Source organism: Staphylococcus lloydii (assembly GCF_015775975.1).
GTDB lineage: Bacteria > Bacillota > Bacilli > Staphylococcales > Staphylococcaceae > Staphylococcus > Staphylococcus lloydii.
In genome coordinates, this window is sequence record NZ_CP064056.1 from 47,220 (window position 1) to 64,303 (window position 17,084).

At 32.8% G+C, this 17,084-nt stretch carries 16 protein-coding genes and 2 pseudogenes; 13 read left to right on the plus strand and 5 right to left on the minus strand.

Translation table 11 applies throughout. The annotated features are described in order from the left end of the window. Positions 1 to 18: 18 nt before the first annotated feature. The 4 genes from cch1 to ISP08_RS00260 form a co-directional block, all read right to left on the minus strand. Positions 19 to 1,809, minus strand: coding sequence for a cassette chromosome replicative helicase (gene cch1 / locus ISP08_RS00245; protein ID WP_196931176.1), 1,791 nt, complete (start codon positions 1,807 to 1,809; stop codon positions 19 to 21). After that, complete coding sequence (ssb, locus tag ISP08_RS00250) at positions 1,809 to 2,102, minus strand: cassette chromosome ssDNA-binding protein (RefSeq protein WP_031863540.1); 294 nt, start codon at positions 2,100 to 2,102, stop codon at positions 1,809 to 1,811. Before ssb ends, cch1 begins: the two co-directional genes overlap by 1 nt. Before the next feature lie 171 nt (positions 2,103 to 2,273). Then, on the minus strand, positions 2,274 to 3,785 hold the full coding sequence (locus ISP08_RS00255; protein ID WP_046207801.1) for a hypothetical protein: 1,512 nt from the start codon (positions 3,783 to 3,785) through the stop codon (positions 2,274 to 2,276). Positions 3,786 to 3,846: 61 nt separating this feature from the next. Beyond that, entirely contained in the window at positions 3,847 to 4,356 is a 510-nt protein-coding gene (locus ISP08_RS00260; RefSeq protein ID WP_230623012.1) for a Cthe_2314 family HEPN domain-containing protein, read from the minus strand. Between the two features lie 269 nt (positions 4,357 to 4,625). On the opposite strand from ISP08_RS00260, the pseudogene ISP08_RS12820 reads away from it, so the two are divergent. Further along, positions 4,626 to 4,928: pseudogene (locus ISP08_RS12820) on the plus strand (poly(glycerol-phosphate) alpha-glucosyltransferase); the annotation flags it as partial. A 128-nt stretch (positions 4,929 to 5,056) separates the two neighbouring features. On the opposite strand, the gene ISP08_RS00265 reads toward ISP08_RS12820, so the two are convergent. Beyond that, positions 5,057 to 5,404, minus strand: a complete 348-nt coding sequence (locus tag ISP08_RS00265; RefSeq protein ID WP_046207802.1) for a MerR family transcriptional regulator — start codon at positions 5,402 to 5,404, stop codon at positions 5,057 to 5,059. 77 nt (positions 5,405 to 5,481) lie between these two features. Between ISP08_RS00265 and ISP08_RS00270 the strand changes: the two genes are divergently transcribed. From ISP08_RS00270 to ISP08_RS00325, 12 genes and pseudogenes are all read left to right on the plus strand, one after another. Next, complete coding sequence (locus tag ISP08_RS00270; RefSeq protein WP_046207803.1) at positions 5,482 to 6,165, plus strand: type 1 glutamine amidotransferase domain-containing protein; 684 nt, start codon at positions 5,482 to 5,484, stop codon at positions 6,163 to 6,165. Between the two features lie 21 nt (positions 6,166 to 6,186). After that, positions 6,187 to 6,852: an SDR family oxidoreductase gene (locus tag ISP08_RS00275; RefSeq protein WP_046207804.1), complete on the plus strand. Its 666-nt coding sequence runs from the start codon at positions 6,187 to 6,189 to the stop codon at positions 6,850 to 6,852. A gap of 3 nt (positions 6,853 to 6,855) precedes the next feature. Next, positions 6,856 to 7,860: an NADP-dependent oxidoreductase gene (locus ISP08_RS00280; protein WP_002483586.1), complete on the plus strand. Its 1,005-nt coding sequence runs from the start codon at positions 6,856 to 6,858 to the stop codon at positions 7,858 to 7,860. A 9-nt stretch (positions 7,861 to 7,869) separates the two neighbouring features. Continuing rightward, positions 7,870 to 8,235 (plus strand): DoxX family protein, encoded by a 366-nt coding sequence (locus ISP08_RS00285; protein ID WP_196931177.1) that lies wholly within the window; start codon positions 7,870 to 7,872, stop codon positions 8,233 to 8,235. 315 nt (positions 8,236 to 8,550) lie between these two features. Continuing rightward, positions 8,551 to 8,936: pseudogene (isaB, locus tag ISP08_RS00290) on the plus strand (immunodominant staphylococcal antigen IsaB family protein); the annotation flags it as partial. A 446-nt stretch (positions 8,937 to 9,382) separates the two neighbouring features. Beyond that, positions 9,383 to 10,882, plus strand: coding sequence for an NAD-dependent epimerase/dehydratase family protein (locus ISP08_RS00295; protein WP_002483583.1), 1,500 nt, complete (start codon positions 9,383 to 9,385; stop codon positions 10,880 to 10,882). A 50-nt stretch (positions 10,883 to 10,932) separates the two neighbouring features. Then, on the plus strand, positions 10,933 to 11,433 hold the full coding sequence (locus ISP08_RS00300) for a TspO/MBR family protein (protein ID WP_196931178.1): 501 nt from the start codon (positions 10,933 to 10,935) through the stop codon (positions 11,431 to 11,433). A 4-nt stretch (positions 11,434 to 11,437) separates the two neighbouring features. Further along, positions 11,438 to 11,911 (plus strand): glycosyl-4,4'-diaponeurosporenoate acyltransferase CrtO family protein, encoded by a 474-nt coding sequence (locus tag ISP08_RS00305; protein ID WP_046207820.1) that lies wholly within the window; start codon positions 11,438 to 11,440, stop codon positions 11,909 to 11,911. Continuing rightward, a complete protein-coding gene (locus tag ISP08_RS00310) occupies positions 11,912 to 13,402 on the plus strand; it encodes a phytoene desaturase family protein (RefSeq protein ID WP_046207807.1) in 1,491 nt (496 codons plus the stop codon). It begins immediately after the preceding gene. A 66-nt stretch (positions 13,403 to 13,468) separates the two neighbouring features. After that, positions 13,469 to 14,512, plus strand: a complete 1,044-nt coding sequence (locus ISP08_RS00315; RefSeq protein WP_231740046.1) for a glycosyltransferase family 2 protein — start codon at positions 13,469 to 13,471, stop codon at positions 14,510 to 14,512. Between the two features lie 55 nt (positions 14,513 to 14,567). Next, positions 14,568 to 15,449: a phytoene/squalene synthase family protein gene (locus ISP08_RS00320; protein ID WP_002510647.1), complete on the plus strand. Its 882-nt coding sequence runs from the start codon at positions 14,568 to 14,570 to the stop codon at positions 15,447 to 15,449. Then, positions 15,446 to 16,951, plus strand: coding sequence for a phytoene desaturase family protein (locus ISP08_RS00325; RefSeq protein ID WP_046207809.1), 1,506 nt, complete (start codon positions 15,446 to 15,448; stop codon positions 16,949 to 16,951). Before ISP08_RS00320 ends, ISP08_RS00325 begins: the two co-directional genes overlap by 4 nt. Positions 16,952 to 17,084 lie beyond the last annotated feature (133 nt).

Below are 17,084 nucleotides of genomic sequence, written 5' to 3' on the forward strand. Positions count from 1 at the left end.
TTGTAGCGATATTTATATTTAGAGTTCTAAATCGCCCTTTTCTTCCCATTCTCTACCATCTTTAACAAATTTGTTGAGTAATTCCTTATTTGTTATATTATTATCAAATTGCGGTGGTGTGTATGGTTCAGAATTTGAGCTTAAACCGAGAACAGGTGCAAACTCACTAGGCAATACAAGATGGTAGAACAAGATCGTTTTTGTTTTGCCTTGAGTATCTTTGACATTACGTTTGATAGCTATCCGATCGGAATCCATCTGGATATATCCTTCTGCTCTTAAACTATCTATTACATTTTTTACATCTTGGTATTGGTTTTCTTCTAACATATGTTTAAAAACATCTTTAAGCATCTTGACTTGAATGTGATCGTCTTTCAGCTCAATAAGGCCATAATTTTCAGTCATTATGGAGAGTTTTTTACTTTCTGCAAACTTACTACGATTGCGTGCCACGAATTGAACCACACTATCAATCGCTTTGGCCGCCAAACTGCGTTCACTTACGGAATCTACATGATAACTAACTAGGTACTCTCTAACTGCGACCAAATCGATAGGGGTTGCAATTACACGTTCTAATATTCTTGCTGATGTCGTTATTGTTGCATAGCGTTTGAACATTCGAATACCTACATTGTTTGTTTCACTGTTAAGCTGAGTTTTGAACCAATCGTGTTCTCTATGAAACCACTTGATTACTTCAGATTCACGATTTAGAAGATATTCAGCTACTAACGGCATTACGTGTCCATAGTTTTTTGATGTTCCTTTTTTAATGGCGTCCGCATTGTCAGCGCTTGTCGTAAAGGCTTCAGATATTTCGATGCATCTTGCTCTCAAACCATCATTTGCACTAGCATCTTTGAATATTGTGTGTTCTGCTGTACTAATCACACTAGATCCAAAGTGGTGAGGATTTTTTACATTTCCTTCTCGATTAGCACGTAGACGACCTTGCCCCTCTGCTAGGGAATAAAGTAAACCATTTGTATCTTTAAAGGTAGCTGCTGATAATTCATCTAAGGCAATAGGAACACCAAAGTTGTTACTTAAGTATCCTTCAATTGCATTACGGGTGCCGTTCCAACCTCTGAATAATGTTTGGTCACCTTTAGATGGATTACCTGCTATTGAAACTGCTAATGCCGCTGCAGTCGATTTACCCGTACTAGAGTTCCCCATAAATGAAAATATCGTGCCAAAATATTCGACTTCATGCTTTGTTTTTAAGAACGCAGTCACTAATGAAGAAACACCAAATATCACAGCAAGCTCCAGTAACAAGTTTCCTTTTACTTCATCAAGATACATTTGCCACCAGCCTTCAAATGTACCTTTAGGTTGTAAGTCATACTTTGTTTCACAAATGATTTCATCAGCCTGAGACTGCTCGATGTCTTTTGAAAGATATGGTTCATCTAATGAAATGACAGTACCTTCATCAGTACTTAAGACACCTACACCTGTATACAATGTAGAAATGGGCAGTGATTGACGCATTAATTGTAGTGCATTACCTAGCGATTTAATGTACTTTTCATTGATGCTGAACCCAAACATAACCAGTCTAGGTAACTTTTGTGTCGTTAGAATATCTGACGTTTCAATACGTTCAATATTTTTGCCATCCGTGATAGTCAATTTCTCAACCCCTGTAGTAGGGTCGAGAAATTTGTTTTCTATGATGATTGGACTAGATAAACGAATTATCTTATCTTCGTCATTTTTGTTTTTTGCTCGAATAAGTTCATACCATGCAGTTGAATCTAACCAGTATGGATATTGCTCGAAGATGTTGTTAGTCATTAGTTGTTACCACCTTTCCAGTTATGTTTGTGAAGCATTGGATTAGGTCCTGTCTTACGATAAACTAAGTTCCCGTTGCTATTCTTACCAATAATGACAAATGGGACATTTGGCATGTTCTTTACAAAGTATGCAAACCAGCGACCAACATCTTGTTGTACGTCAGTTGAACATGTAACGTTGGACGCCAAATTTAAATCGTTAAACGTAAAATCTTTACCAATTGCTAAATTAAAAGCAACACCACAAGCGCGTCTTTTTAACAAAAGAAAGCAATAACTTTTTTTGCTCATATAAAATTCCTCCTAATAATTAAAATCATCAAATTTGATGTAATTACATACTAATCCCTCACAAGTAGGCTTAGTTTCAAATTTTCAAGGGGAATTTTAGGACATTGATATAAAGGGATTTAAAAGAAAAAATACCTATCGAATACATGTATTCGATAGGCAATTAATTTATTAAAAATAAATATTTCTATGCTTTTTACTGTTTTTAAAACGTGATTCATAAAATTTACTAATAAGTTGAGTCATTAATGTATCACGAAAATCGTTAGGATTAGAGGTCAAACCATATCTACTATAAAATGTGCTTATGTCATAGTCAGCAAGTGTTGAAAGTAGTTCACTTTCAATAGTTGAAGTTAGCTTGCGATTCATTTGAATGGTTTCAGCAATTACCGATTTTAGATTTGAATTTCTAGCATAGCCATTAATTAAATTTTCTATATGTTGTGATTTTTGATCGTATTTTTCAATCCAACTTTTTAAGTCCTGTTTAAGATTACTTATTATATGTAAAGATACTAGTATGTCTTGCTCTGTTGCTTTTTGCATTATGGTACTCACAGTTTGAACTAGTTCGTCTAATAAATCTGAAATAGCAGTAAATAGGGTAAAATGAAATGTATCTTCAATAGTTGTCTTATAATAGAGTTCATTATAACTGATTAGATTTTCCTCCTCCATGAATTCATCAATTTTTTCTTTTGACTGTATAATGTCATCAACAGTTATTGTTTTTCTGCGCAAGCTTTCATTTGCAATGCTGCGAATAAATTTAAAGTAAGGGTCATTTTTATCGTATAAATAAAGTGAAACACCAATAGCAGCTTGTCTGAATTGATCGATATTGTCAGATTGTTCTAAAGAACCATTTTTATGAGTTGACGGTTTAATACTATTTGCAATCTCAAAATATTGGGAGGCGCTTTTTCGTTGTTTAATTAAGTTTTTATTAATTAATTTTATAAAATAGTTTGACTTATTTTGACTTAATATGCCTTTTTCCAGATAGGAGTCCTGCTTTTCTTTATATACAAGATATTTAGTTAAGAAATCACTTATTAAAATGTCATTATATGATTCTGCAGTTAAGTCTTGATGGTTCTTTATAATTTCATTTTTAAGTTTGTTGAATTCTGAAGATGAATTTAATTTATCTTTGTTTTTATTCATTTTAATTTGAATATCCCATTTTTTAAGATTTATCTCACCCATTATTTGTCTTCTTACATTTTCAGCAGTTTGTTTAGCAAATTCTGTTTTGTCTGAAATGGCAAGTAAGAATTCATCAAAGTATGATTCTATTGTTTTTAAATCTAAGGATAGGAGAACGGAAGAGCCTTCTTCAACGATTTCTTGTGATATATCATCAATATCGATTTTACTTTGACTATCTATAAAAAATGATAATTTATCATTTTTAAAAATTTCTGATTGATATATATTTGGGACATTGTCAGTAAAGATACCGTTTGAATTTGATTTCACTGTATGTTGTTCAATAATTTGATCTGGTTGATTTACGAAGTAACTAATATAAACTGTTTCATTAGGTAATGATCTTCCTTTAATTAAGTTATTTTTATCAAATATGATGCTTTCTGGCTCAAACTCATTGCTGATTTTATGTATAAAATAGTTGAATTTCTGAAACCATAATTCTATTTTCCATTTGTTCTTTATCATACTAATCATCCATTTCTATAAAATTTTAATGTTTTTGGGTGAATTTAGAATGGTATAACTACTATAAGATGGTAAGTGCTGTTTTAATATGCTTAGCCTTTTTTTGCAGTTTTTCCAAATCTGACTCTATGTCTTTTATAGCTTCCTCAATATCATTAATCATTGGTTTATTAGCTTTAAAAAAAGCATTTCCATAATCATCTTTCTCGGGATGGCTATTTAATCGGTATGGAGTTATGTTATGAGTATATTCATCTCTATACTTTACGGTACGAATAGGACTGTTTTTATTAAGTATATTCCCTAATTTGTTAAAAGTTTCATTGTCAGAAGACTTTAATTTAGCTACTAGTTCTCTTTTAAAACCTAATTCTAATTTAACTTCATAAGAATGGGTTAATTCTCTTACTAATGTATACATTAAATCGTGTAAAGTATGTAAAAAATGAAGGGCTATGTTGTGATAATAAAATACCCAAGTCATTATATTTTTAATCTTATTAATGGTTTTCATGCTTATTAAGCCAGAATCAGCAAAGTATATGTCAGGATTTTCTTTGGTGATTTCCATACTTACATTTTTGACGAATATGTATTATAACGGTAAAGCTGAAGAGCATAAAAGAATTTCAAACACCCTACTATTTTTGTTTGATAGCACTAAATATTCATAGGAATTAAGTGAGGACTTTGTAAAGAATAGCATACAGATAGATATCTTTAACTTTAGTAATGAGTCATCTTTAGTAACAAATGATAAAGCTAAAGCACATTATATAGGGAAAAACAAAAATTTTATATATTTAAAAAATGTTTGTGGGATAGCTAAGAATGTAATTGTTGAATACTGTCAAAATGTTATTTGAAATGTTTATAGAGAAAAAATACTGGAAATATCATGATCACTGGTTAGGATATTGTACAAATGAATTGATACAAATTGACCCACAAGAGAAATATTATAAATTTGGCATTCAGACCGTATCCAGTTATTTAGATTATATGCAACAAAGGGAAACGTCATTCCCAATATTTTTAGAAATGTTAATGGCGACTTATTACTTAGTAGAAAAAGCAAAAAAGACAGGCTATGCTGAACTTATTGAAACTTATGTAAATGAAGAAAAACTCATTCCAGCTTTGCCTATTCACCTATCGCCTTTATCTACGCACTCAACCTTTAAAATCTACAATTTCTTTATGCTTATTCATTCACTATCCCTCCACACTCTTCTTATCGTTCTTTTAATTCACACACCCCTTTTCCCTCGTCACTCGGTCATGGCAGTTTGTAATTTTTGTTCAATTAAGTCGATATGTGTACTGATCAAATTCCGTTGTTCATTCAAGAATTTTAGGTGTGCGCGTAACACGCTTGGGACATCTATTTGGTTTTGATAAAGCATATCTGTGTTTTTTCGGATTTCTTTTAATGGCATATTCAAATTGCTTAGGCACTGGATAAATTTAATCATTTCGATATCGTCGTCTGTGTATAAACGCTTGTTATTGCTATCTCTGTCGATGTGTTTCAAGATATTCTTTTTCTCGTAATAACGCAGTTTGCTTTTAGGTATATTGCAATAATCTGAGACATATTCAATGTAATATTGTTTCATGTAAGCATATCCTTTCTCTTAAACCAAGGTTTAACTGATATTGTACTCTATATAAACATGAATGAGGAGGAAATACAATGAAAAAAGCTTTAATTGTTGTAACAAACATTGCGAAATACGATAATTTAGACAGACCTACGGGTGCGTGGTTCTCAGAGGTTACGCACTTTGCGAAAGATTTCTATGACGCAGGTTATGATGTTGATTTCGTAAGTCCGAACGGTGGATATGTGCCTCTTGATCCTATCAGTCTTAGCCCTGAAATGATGGGAGCTGAGGACTGGGAATACTACACGGATCATGATTATATGAATAAATTTGGACAAACATTATCTCCAAAAGAGGTTAATCCTAGCGACTATCAAGCCATTTACTTTGCAGGTGGACATGGTGCGATTTGGGATTTTAGAAATAACAAAGAACTTAACGACATTGCGTTAAGTATTTACAATAATCAAGGCGTTCTCTCTTCTGTATGTCATGGTGCGGCTGGTCTACTCGATATTAAAGAAAATGGCGATTACCTCGTTCGTCATAAAGACGTGACTGGTTTTACAAATAGTGAAGAACAAGCAAATGGTACAACTGAATACATGCCATATTTATTAGAAGACGAATTTATTAGTAACGGTGCACATTTTAAAAAAGAGGATGACTGGAGCAATTTCGCAGTCGTAGATGGTCGCATTGTGACTGGTCAAAATCCTCAATCAGGACATGCTGTTGCTGAACGTGCTTTAAAAATCTTAGCTAATCAATAATTTCATAAAGGAGCGATACACATGAAATCATTAATTATTGGCGCTAATGGTGGCGTCGGTCAACATCTTATACGTAAACTGAAAGCACGAGATGTTGATTTTACTGCCGGTGTTAGAAAAGAAGAACAAGTTGAAGTTTTAAAAGCAGATGGTATTGATGCAACTTACATTGATGTTGCAAAACAATCTATTGATGAATTAATAGAATTATTTAAACCGTATGATCAAATCCTTTTTTCCGTCGGTTCTGGTGGAAGCACAGGTGACGATCAAACAATCATAGTAGATTTAGACGGTGCAGTGAAAGCAATTAAAGCAAGTGAACACGTCGGTCGTCAACACTTTGTTATGGTATCAACGTACGACTCACGTCGAGAAGCGTTTGATGCGTCAGGCGACTTGAAACCATATACCATTGCAAAACATTATGCGGATGACTACTTAAGACATTCAAATTTAAAATATACCATCGTGCATCCAGGCGCATTAACTAACGATCATGAAACGCAACAATTCAATATGAGTGCGCAATTTGAAAATGTACAAAATCCGTCTATTACAAGAGAAGATGTAGCAGAAGTGCTTGTTTCTGTGTTAACTGATGAAGCATTAAAAGGTCACGAATTCCAAATCATCAATGGTGATTTGTCATTATCAGACGCTACGACTAAATATCTGGAGGAATAATAAATGAATAATCAACAAGTTGTACTTGCAAAACGACCACAAAGTATCCCTCAAGACGATGTATTTAGATTTGAAACAATAGAAACTCGAGAACCACATGCAGGTGAGGTTCAAGTAGAATCCATTTATGTATCTGTAGATCCTTACATGAGAGGCAGAATGAATGATACAAAAAGTTATGTTCAACCTTTCCAAGTGAATGAGCCATTACAAGGTCATATTGTTGGAAAAGTCACACAATCGAACGATGAACGTCTATCTGTCGGCGATTATGTCACAGGCATATTACCATGGAAAAAGATAAATACAGTGAATGGAGACGATGTGACCCCTGTGCCATCAAAAGATGTACCATTACATTTATATTTGAGTGTTTTAGGCATGCCGGGAATGACGGCCTATACAGGATTGCTTCAAATTGGTCAACCACAATCTGGCGAGACGGTTGTCGTGTCAGCTGCATCAGGTGCAGTAGGCTCTGTCGTAGGACAAATTGCTAAGATTAAAGGCGCAAAAGTTGTCGGTATTGCTGGTGGTAAGCAGAAAACAACATATTTAACAGATGAATTAGGATTTGATGCGGCCATTGACTATAAACAAGATGATTTCGCACAACAACTCGAAGCGGCTGTACCAGATGGTATTGATGTGTATTTTGAAAATGTAGGCGGCGCAATTTCTGATGAAGTGTTTAAACACTTAAATCGATTTGCACGCGTTCCGGTATGTGGTGCAATTTCAGCATATAATAATGAAAAAGACGATATTGGACCACGTATCCAAGGAACGTTGATTAAAAATCAAGCATTGATGCAAGGTTTTGTAGTAGCACAATTCGCTGATCATTTTAAAGAAGCAAGCGAACAACTCGCACAATGGGTGTCTGAAGGTAAAATTAAATTTGAAGTGACGATAGATGAAGGTTTTGATAATTTACCTTCTGCATTTAGAAAGTTATTCACAGGAGAGAATTTTGGTAAACAAGTTGTCAAAGTCGCTGAAGAATAGCAGAAGACTATGAAAAATATCATCGTAAGACTCATATTTAGTTTACTGTTTTATAAAAGTGGTGTTGCACACTTTAAAAATAAAGATATGTTTTTAAAAATCGTGCCGTCCTATTTACCTTTCAAACACGCAATAGTTAAGTATTCGGGCATATTAGAATTTACAATTGCTTTTTATGTACTCGGTGCTAAAAATAGATCACGCGTAAGAAAAGTAGTACAAGGATTCCTTTGGCTCGTATTTCCTGCAAATATTTACGCTGCACGTAAGAACATCTCTTATAAAGATGAAAGAGATGAAACAGATAGTGTTAAGCAGCATGTCATTCGTTTACCATCACAATTTGTCATGGTCGCACTTGCGAAACTATTATAAGACTTATCATAGCCACGCCTGGAACATTACTTTTGTTCCAGGCGATTTTTTAATATTTACACTTAAAATCGACGTATATCAAATGATTCTCTTGACAACGCTTATGTGCTCTTTGTTTAAATAAGCTCATATCAGACATTTACTTTTCAATTTTTCTATAGTGATAAGCTTCTAAATTAAGAAAAGCATAAGTTAATTTGCTTGTATGAGTGTAAGAAGAAATAAAAAATGTATTTTATCATGTGATGCTATCGCAACATTGTAACATTAATGTAATAACGTGACCTGTAAGACAAATATGAGGGGAGGGTTTTTATGAAAAAAGTTTCTAACTTTATTTTAGCTAGTAGTTTAGTTTTGGGCTTTTTCGTAACGCCCGAATTATTTAATATCACTCAAGCACATGCGCAAGAATCTGTGAAACCTTATTATAGTTACAGTGGTTATACAGCAAATCAAAGTAATTTTATTCTAGATAAGAATTTTAAAACATCTCAAAAAGCTGATAACTTCAAGATTAATAATCACAAGATTACTAAAAATGCATTAGCTAAAAATTATAAAGATTTACACGATCCAACATATTACGGGGTTTCTAATCATAAAACGAATGGTGTTTTCTTTTTATTAGACGGTAAGTCAGTGAGCAAAAATAATTATTGAATCATTACGGTGAAGCAAAGTATACATCTACATCAGCCTGAGCCAAAGAATATATGTATAAAATTGGAAATGATGACTTTTAAAATATAAAGTTGTAGTAGATACATTGTAAAAATAAACTTAAATTGCTCAAATACTTTTCAATAATATCAAGATATATATTAAATCGAAAGTGATTATATAGTACCAAAGCAAATATGGTACTAATTCCAGATTATACAGGAAAAGATAAAGAATTTTTTATACTAGTGACATCATTAAAGCAAGTAAGATTATTCCTTTTTTAGTCAAATTCTTGTGGTTTGATAAATTTATTGATTAATTATTATAAATAAAGATTGAAAAGCTTTAAGAAGGGTATAATTTTAAATAAGAGACTTGGAGCTCTTGTCAATTAAGATAATGAGCAAGTGAGCTCGTTAAGTTAAAGATGAGCTGAGGTAAAGTTTACCTGCTCATCTTTTTCTATTTGGAGGCTAAATATATGAAAAAAATATTATTAACAGGCGCTTCGGGATATATCGGTAGTCACTTAATGAATAAATTAAAAGATAACTATGAAATTATAGCTATTTCTAGAAATATAGAAAATAAATCAAATGAACACAATGTTACTTGGAAGGCAGCTGACTTGTTTGATTTAAATGAAATCACTGAGGTAATGGAGGATATTGATATCGCTATATATCTTGTCCATTCTATGATGCCTTCAGCTAAGTTGACGCAGGCGAGCTTTGAAGATATGGATGCATTATTAGCTGATAATTTTGCTAAAGCCGCAAGTTATAACAAAGTTCAGCATATTGTATTTATGAGTGGTTTGATACCTAATACAAGTGAATTATCACCACATTTAAGAAGCCGTTTAGAGTGCGAACAGATTTTAGGATCATATGGTGTACCAGTAAGTACTTTAAGAGCGGGTTTGATTATAGGCTCTAAAGGAAGTTCTTACCCTATATTAAAAAAATTAGTGGATAGATTACCTGGCCTGTTACTGCCAAAATGGGCTTATAATACAACATTGCCAGTTGCAATAGACGACGTGATTGACGGTTTATATAAAATTGTAGAGCGTAATCCAAATGAGAACGAATCGATAGATATTGGTGGACCTAGTCATATGACTTATAAAGATCTATTCAAGCAAACTGCAGAGGTACTAGATAAACGATTACCTACGATAGATTTGCCTATTATTCCCATTTGGCTAAGTAAATATTGGGTGAAACTTATTTCAGGTGTTCCAAAAGAAATGGTCTATCCGTTAATGGATAGCTTAATTCATGATATGATTAGAAATGATGAAAATATTGTGAAGGACATTTCTATAGGCAAGATTGATTATAAGGAAAGTGTGCGTAATGCCTTGGAAGAAGAAACTAAGACACAAAAGAAAGGGAAGTCATCACGTAAGGGCGATATTAAAGATGTTAGAGCAATATCAAGGGTAGTCTTACCTAAAGATGTAAATATGATTCAATTGGCAGAATCATATGCAAATTTTTTAAATAGAATTACATTAAATGTCGTTAATAGTGATTTTAACGAAGATAACTTTACGATTAGTGTGCCGTGTTTAAATAAGGACTTATTATTATTAAGTAAAGATTTTAAAGCTTCTAATAACGAGAGAATTTTATATCGAATTGTTGGTGGAGATTTCGCTTTAGATTCAGATGGTGGTAATGCGAGATTAGAGTTTAGAAGATTACCTAATAGTGACGCATGTATCATAGCGTTACAAGAATATGAACCGACGTTACCTTGGTGGGTATATAAGTATACCCAAGCAAAAGTTCATAAAAGTGTAATGAATCTTTTTAAATTCAAGATTAATAGCCAAAAAACTAATAAAGGAGAATACTTTAATATGAAGAAGTTTATTTTGCCAATTGTTATTACAGGTGCAATTGTTTTGAAAGTATATGGATTGAAAAAGTATTTAGCTAGAAAAAATAACATGTCTAATGCCGAACTATAGCTATTAGATATAATAGCTAGTTACTTTTTCAAAAAAAGAGGGGATCAACTATGAAAGCAAACGGGATAATTAAAAAAATTATAAAAGTTATAACACCAATTACAGGTGGTAAATTTATAGGGAAATTTGCAGTGAAAAACGCGAGAAAAGATTATAAAAATAATGTTAAACCACCTTTTTCACCACCCGGCTATGTCTTTCCAATTGTGTGGCCAATACTTTATACAACGATGGGCGTAGCTTATGCATTAGTGACTAATAAATCTACTAGTAAGGCTTTGAAAGGTGCTTATTACTCACAATTAAGCCTGAATTATCTATGGTCGATATTATACTTCAAATATAAATTACGCTTTAGTGCGTTGATAGAGAGTGTTGTATTACTGGGCGCAGTAGTTACAACAACTGTAAAATTTTTCAATGTAAAAAAAGTTGCTGGCATTTTACTAGTTCCATATATGCTTTGGAGCGCTTTTGCTACTTATTTAACAGCTGGTAATTGGTATTTAAATAAAGATAACCCAAGCTATACAGCGAAATCTGAGCATTAAATTGATAAAAAAGATTATATATATTGCGCTATATTGGTTTATAGTTCAAATGATTATTGCTCAACTTGGTACTCGTATTAGTTATAAGTTCTTAGAAAAAGATAATAAGTATTTTCGAAGTTGGAATATTGAACAAGAGGGTCAATTATGGCAACAATTAGTTAAAGTGCAATATTGGAAAGATTATTTGCCAGACGGTCAAAATCTTAACCCTAATATCAGTAGTAAAGCGACTTTCGATTTATCTAAAAATATGAATGATATACAGCGATTTATATTAGAAACTAGACGTGCAGAGGTGGTTCATCTGCTATCCATATTTCCTGTTATTGCGTTTTTTAAAGCGTCAAAAAGCGTTAAAATAATTAATTTTATATATGTCATTATAGCTAATGTGCCTTGTATGATTGTTCAGCGCTATAATCGCCCTAAGTTAATACGTATTTATAATAAATTACAAAAAAGAAAAGGTGATTAAATGGGAAATAAGAAAGTGGTTGTCATAGGAGGTGGCTTGGGAGGGATTGCCAGTGCAATTTGTATGGCTCAAGCAGGCTATCAAGTGGATTTATATGAACAAAATAAGCATATCGGTGGAAAGGTAAATAGGTTAGACATAGATGACTATGGATTTGATCTCGGTCCATCAATTTTAACCATGCCTAAAGTATTTCAACGCCTATTTCAACGATGTGATGAAAGGCTAGAAGATTATGTTAGCATTCGTAAGTTAAGTTTACAGATTAGAAACGTTTATCCAGATGGTCAAATTTTAGATTTATATGAATCCATGGAAGATATGTTAACAAATAATGAATCGTTAACAAATAAGGATATAGAGCAACTTTCTTCGTTTTTTAGTTACGCACAAAAGATACATCAAGTTGCTGAAAAAAGCTACTTTGATAAGGGGTTAGATACGATGTATGCAATCATTCGTTATCATGGTCCATTTTCAGCTTTAAAACAATTCGACTATTTTCATACAATGCAACAAGCCATTAATAAAAGGGTAGATAACCCATATTTAAGAGAAATGCTAGGTTATTTCATAAAATATGTCGGCTCCTCATCTTATGATGCTCCGGCTGTATTGAGTTTATTACCTCAAATGCAACATGAGGAAGGTTTGTGGTACGTAGATGGTGGCATTCATAAGTTAGCGGAAGCGATGGAACAATTAGCGAGAAAATTAGGTGTGGGCATACATTTTAACACCCCTGTAAAACGTATCAATTATAATAGTCAAAATAAGGTGACAGGGATAACAATAGAAAGTAATAAGGAAATATATGCAGATTACATTATATCTAATATGGAAGTAATCCCTGTTTATAAGTATTTATTGAATTTTGATGCAAACCAAATAAACAAATTGGAACGTAAATTTGAGCCAGCTAGTTCAGGTTATGTCATGCATCTTGGTGTGGACAAAAGTTATCCAGAGCTTCAACATCATAACTTTTTCTTTTCAAGTAATTCTAAAGTTAATTATGATCAAGTTTTTCACCAGTATGTTTTGCCTGAAGATCCGACTATTTATGTAGTGAATACAAATAAAACAGATAAGACACAGGCGCCAGAGGGACACGAGAATATAAAAATATTGCCACACATACCGTACATTCAGAGTAAGTCATTTAGTGAAGCAGAATATCTGCAATTCCAAGAACGTATATTGGATAAATTAGAGTCCATGGGCTTGAAAGATTTGAGAAAGCACATTGTATATGAAGACGTATGGACACCACATGATATAGAAAATACATACAATTCTAATAAAGGAGCTATATATGGTGTAGTATCCAATAAGAAGAAAAATAAAGGTTTTAAATTTCCTAAAAAAAGTCAGTACTTCAAAAATTTGTACTTTGTAGGTGGTTCTGTAAATCCTGGCGCTGGTATGCCTATGGTTACTTTGAGTGGTATGCAAGTAGCAGAAGCTATTATTAATGGAGAAAGTAGTTGAGGCTGAATGATACTTTATATAATAGCAATAGTATTGACGATACTATCACTAATAAGTGGAATGTGTATGTATGCGCGTCGAGCGATTATAAATAACTCCGGAAAAGGAAGAGGTCAGACAGCCGTCAGTATTATTGTACCTGCTAGAAATGAAGCGGAGAACTTACCTAAATTACTTAACAGTATAAGTAAAGAGCAAGAAATAGAAGTAATTGTTATGGATGATGGTTCAACTGATGAGACACAAGTTGTCGCTAGATATTATGGTGCGAGCGTATATACTGTTGAAAATGATACTACATGGCAAGGTAAGTCACATGCTTGTTGGCAAGGTAACAAATATGCAACGCATGATTTATTAATGTTTGTTGATGCTGATGTTCAGTTTGCTTGTGATGATAGTATTCAAAATATAGCCAATCAATATGATTTACAAGGTGGTAAAGGTTTGTTGTCAATACAACCTTATCACAAGATAAAAAAGCTCTATGAAAATATATCGGCGATTTTTAATTTAATGACAATCGTAGGTATGAATCAATTTTCAATCACGAAATCAGCAAATAATGAGCAAGGCGCGTTTGGACCAGTCCTTGTGACAAATAAGCAAGATTATAAATTGACACAAGGACATTTGAAAGCTAAAAATCAAATCATTGAAGGCTTTGCAATAAATAAAGCATATAATCAGCAAGGTTTGCCAGTTAGTTTGCATGAAGGCCAAGGCGTAGTGAATTTTAGAATGTATTCTCAAGGATATAAAGCGCTACTAGAGGGTTGGAGTAAACACTTTGCACTTGGCTCTCAAGTAACTAAAAAGTCTACGCTTACGTTTGTATTTTTATGGCTATTTGGTTCACTTACAACAGTTTTAGCGATAATTTTTTCAATTAATTTAGGCTCGTTATATATATTATTAGCTATTACTCTATATTTTATATATGCGATACAATTTCATATATTTATTCGAAGAACAGGAAATTTTAATATCGTTGCGAGTTTGTGTCATCCACTGCTCTTCATATGCTTTGTCGTGATATTTTTTAAATCATGGTTAGATATCAATGTATTCAAACGTATATATTGGAAAGGCCGTAGAATAGATTTATAGCTTAGTTTTTTATACAAATGTCAAGAAGTTCTAGGCTTACTGAGGAGGCCAATAAATGAATCAATTAGAGAGAGATTATAACCATTGTCACAATATAATGAAAGAACATTCAAAAACGTTCTCATATGCCTTTGATTTTTTGGATTTAAAAAGGAAAAAAGCAATTTGGGCTATTTATGCAGTTTGCAGAATTATAGATGACAGTATTGATAAATACAAAGACCTTGAGCAATTAAACGGCATAGCTAGAGATTTAGATGTGATTTATAGCGATTGTGATTATATTCAAGCGTATCAAAGTGATGCAGCTATTATGAATGCTTTAAGTAATACATTGAATACATATTCAATACCTAAAAAACCTTTTGAATCTTTAATTCAATATGTGAAGGAAGATTTAGTTTTAAAAGAAATGAAAACTGATTCAGATTTATATGAGTATTGCTATGGTGTGGCAGGTACTGTCGGTGAATTGTTAACTCCTATATTAACTTCATCAAATGAAAATAATTTCGAGCAAGCTGAAGAAGCTGCGATTGCTTTAGGCAAGGCAATGCAAATAACTAATATTTTAAGAGATGTCGGCGAAGATTTTCAAAATGGAAGAATTTATCTAAGTGTAGAAAAATTAGCTCAATATCGAGTTAATCTACATTCTATATATTATGAAGGAGTTACGCCAAATTATATAGAACTGTGGGAAAGTTACGCTACAGAGGCAGTTAGGTTATATGATATTGCATTAAACGGTATTAATTATTTTGACGAAGAGGTACGTTACATTATCGAATTAGCTGCGATAGCTTATCATGAAATACTTGTGGAAGTAAGGAAGGCAAACTATACGTTGCATAAGAAAGTATATGTAAGCAAATTGAAAAAAATGAAAATTTATCGTGAACTTAGTGCGAAATATAATAGGAGTGAAACATTATGAAGATTGCAGTTATAGGCGGCGGTGTTTCAGGTTTAGCTGCAGCTTCAAGATTAGCAGCAAACGGTCACCAAGTAGATTTATATGAAAAGAACCAACAAATAGGTGGCAGAATGAATCAGATCAAGCAAGATGGATTTACATTTGATATGGGACCAAGCATCGTAATGATGCCTGAGATTTATCGAGACGTTTTTAATTACGCTCAAAAAAATATGAATGATTACTTGGAAATTAAACAATTATCACATATATATGATGTTTATTTTAGTGAAACAGATCAAATTCGCGTTCCTACAGATCTTGCTCAATTAAGAAATATGCTTGAAGGTATTGAACCTAACTCTACATATGGTTTTATGTCCTTTTTAACAGATATATACGAAAGATACGAAATAGCACGAAAATATTTTCTAGAACGTACGTTTAGAAAACCTACGGATTTTTATAATCCTTTTACTATATATCAGGGTATGAAACTCAAAACATTTGATAAAGCAGATAATTTAATTGAAAAATATGTTGATAATGAAAAAATCCAAAAGATTTTAGCGTTTCAAACATTATATATAGGTATCGACCCTAAACGAAGCCCGTCATTGTATTCAATTATACCCATGATAGAGTTAATGTTTGGTGTTCACTTTATAAAAGGTGGTATGTATAGCTTTGTCAGAGCGCTTCAAACGCTAAATGAAGAATTAGGTACTCAAATTTATACCAACGCAAACGTTGAAGAAATTATCATTGATAGTAGGTATAAGCGTGCGGAGGGACTAAAAGTAAACGGACATATAGAAAAGTATGACAAAATAATTTGTACTGCTGATTTTCCATATGCTACTTCATCTTTAATTAAAAATGAACATCATCCTAAGAAGTATACGACACAGAAAATTGATAACATGGACTATTCTTGCTCAGCCTTTTTAATGTACATAGGGGTTGATAAAGATTTATCTGAAGATATCTTGTTACATAATGTTATATTTTCAAAGGATTTTGATAATAATATCAATGAAATATTTTCCGGGGAAATATCCCAAGATCCATCAATATATGTATACGCTCCTAGTGTGGAAGATCAGTCGTTAGCGCCAGAAGGTCAAACAGGTATTTATGTGCTGATGCCCGTTTCAGAATTGAAAACAGGTGATACGGATTGGTCTGATGAGTCAACAATCATACAAGTGAAAGATATTATTTACAATAAGCTTTCTACGATTAAAGCGTTAAAAGATTTGAAAAAGCAAGTTGTGACAGAAATTATTTATACGCCTAAGGATTTTGAAGGAGATTATAATGCTAAATTTGGAGCAGCCTTTGGTTTAATGCCTACTTTAGCGCAAAGTAACTATTACAGACCGCCGAATGTGAGCAGAGATTACAAAAATTTGTATTTTGCTGGAGCTAGTGTTCATCCAGGGGCAGGAGTGCCAATTGTACTGACGAGTGCTAAAATTACAGTTGATGCTATGTTAGAAGATATTAATAATGGTATATAAAAACGGGAGTGGGACAGAAATCAAATTTTCTAATATAGATTTCGTAGTCCCACCCCGGCAAGGGTGACTAGGATTGAAAAAAGCTTGATATAATCGCATTTTCAATTCAGTCACCTACTGCCAAATTGAAAAC